This window comes from Flavobacteriales bacterium (assembly GCA_013214975.1).
In the GTDB taxonomy this organism is placed as follows: domain Bacteria; phylum Bacteroidota; class Bacteroidia; order DT-38; family DT-38; genus DT-38.
In genome coordinates this window covers 1-2,097 of the sequence record JABSPR010000164.1, presented here as the reverse complement: position 1 = coordinate 2,097, position 2,097 = coordinate 1, and the positions used below count along the sequence as shown (strand labels likewise).

At 37.2% G+C, this 2,097-nt stretch carries 2 protein-coding genes; one reads left to right on the top strand and one right to left on the bottom strand.

The annotated features are described in order from the left end of the window. Window positions 1-162 precede the first annotated feature (162 nt). A complete protein-coding gene (locus HRT72_05905; GenBank protein ID NQY67240.1) occupies window positions 163-570 on the bottom strand; it encodes a hypothetical protein in 408 nt (135 codons plus the stop codon). Between the two features lie 115 nt (window positions 571-685). Here HRT72_05905 and HRT72_05900 point away from each other — a divergent pair, with 115 nt between their 5' ends. After that, window positions 686-1,942, top strand: coding sequence for a methionine adenosyltransferase (locus HRT72_05900; protein NQY67239.1), 1,257 nt, complete (start codon window positions 686-688; stop codon window positions 1,940-1,942). The last annotated feature ends 155 nt before the right edge of the window (window positions 1,943-2,097 follow it).

The window sequence follows — 2,097 nt, the reverse complement described above, 5'->3', positions numbered from 1 at the left end:
CACAAACAAAGGCAGGAGGATTATCGCCTAAGCAAAGAGCCTATATTCCTGAAGAGAATTACAAAAAGATGGGTTTCTTTAGTTCTCATTTTATCGGCAATTACACATGGATACTGGACCTCGAAGAAGGAGAATCAGGGTATATTCAGCGGAAATAGGTTCTTAATCCACCGATCTCAATTCAATTCTTGAAAACTCTCCCAGCCCCGCATTGGAGTTTGCTAAGATCAATTTTCTGTTGGAAATTTTAATGATGTCGTAGACACGAAGCTCAAATCCAAATCCATCCGAGATCGAAAGGTTTAGTTTCATTCCATTTTCACTAATGCTATAAATTCCAGAAGTGATATCATCCGTATCAAAATTGTGTATTGAGAATTCACAGAATCCATCCTTCTTTAATTTACAATATTCAAATTCGTAAATAACATCTGGATCAATCGTTCCGAGACCGACCATATCAGCCGATTTCACATTCCATTTTCCGTCAATTTTGATTACTTGTCTTTGGTTTTTATTACACGAGATTAGAATAAGAAGTGTTAATGCAAGGAGTAATGTAGTTTTCATAATGTTTATTTGCCCTCATTTTAGCAAAAAGTATTCCAAAAACATCAATGCCGCCGCCCAATTGATTAGGATTAATTTACTACTTTCGTTCTCTAACAATTTAAAGAAAAAAAGTATGTCGTATTTGTTTACGTCTGAATCAGTTTCAGAAGGACATCCAGATAAAGTTGCAGATCAAATTTCTGATGCTTTAATTGATAATTTCATGGCATTTGACCCTCAGTCAAAAGTTGCTTGTGAAACATTGGTAACTACTGGTCAAGTTGTTTTGGCAGGCGAAGTTAAAACGAACACTTATTTAGATGTTCAGAAAATTGCGCGTGAGACAATTAAAAGAATCGGATACACGAAGTCGGAATATATGTTCGACTATAATTCATGTGGAATCCTGTCAGCAATTCATGATCAGTCAGAAGATATCAATCAAGGAGTTGAACGTTCAAATCCAGAGGATCAAGGAGCAGGGGATCAAGGAATGATGTTTGGTTATGCTACTAAGGAAACCGAAAACTATATGCCTTTGGCGTTGGATCTTGCACACAAAATTTTGCAAGAGATGTCGCATATCCGTAATAACGAACCAGATTTGATTCCTTATTTACGACCAGACGCTAAGTCTCAAGTAACTATCGAGTATTCTGATGATAACGTTCCACAAAGAATTGATACGATTGTTGTTTCAACACAACATGACGATTTTGCTTCTGAAGAGGCGATGCTAGTGAAAATCAAGAATGATATTATAAACATTGTTATTCCTAGAGTAAAAGCGAAGCTTCCATTTAACCTTCAAGAACTGTTTACTGCTGAGATAATATATCATATTAATCCAACTGGAATTTTTGTAATTGGTGGGCCTCACGGAGATACAGGATTAACAGGTCGTAAGATTATTGTTGATACCTACGGAGGGAAAGGTGGTCACGGAGGTGGTGCTTTTTCAGGGAAAGATCCTTCTAAAGTGGATAGATCAGGAGCATATGCAACACGTCACGTAGCTAAGAACTTGGTTGCAGCAGGTGTTTGTGATGAAATTTTGGTTCAAGTATCGTATGCGATTGGTGTGGCTGAGCCATGTGGAATGTACGTTGATACATATGGAACGTCTAAAGTTGACTTGACGGATGGAGAGATCGCGGATAAGATTGCTGAAATTTTTGATATGCGTCCTTATTTCATCGAACAACGATTGAAATTGAGAAACCCTATCTATTCTGAAACTGCGGCCTTCGGTCACATGGGAAGAAAGAACGAAACAGTAACGAAAACATTCTACGCTCCAGATGGCACAGAACTTAAGAAAACAGTTGAGTTATTCACTTGGGAAGCACTTGATTACGTTGATAAAGTAAAATCATCATTCGGATTGTAAAATAGATTCCGAATCACTACTGTCCGATAAAAATATAAATTGAGCAATTTGCGTCCTAGAAGCCTTGATTTTATTGGACTACTCTCTCGATCTTAAAAAGTAAGCCCCTAGTCTATGCTGAATTGAAATTTAATTGAAGTTGAGAATCAACCTCT

Excerpts from the sequence above, each read along its gene's own strand:
- HRT72_05905 (NQY67240.1), bottom strand. The coding sequence starts at position 570 with ATGAAAACTACATTACTCCTTGCATTAACACTTCTTATTCTAATCTCG.
- HRT72_05900 (NQY67239.1), top strand. The coding sequence starts at position 686 with ATGTCGTATTTGTTTACGTCTGAATCAGTTTCAGAAGGACATCCAGAT.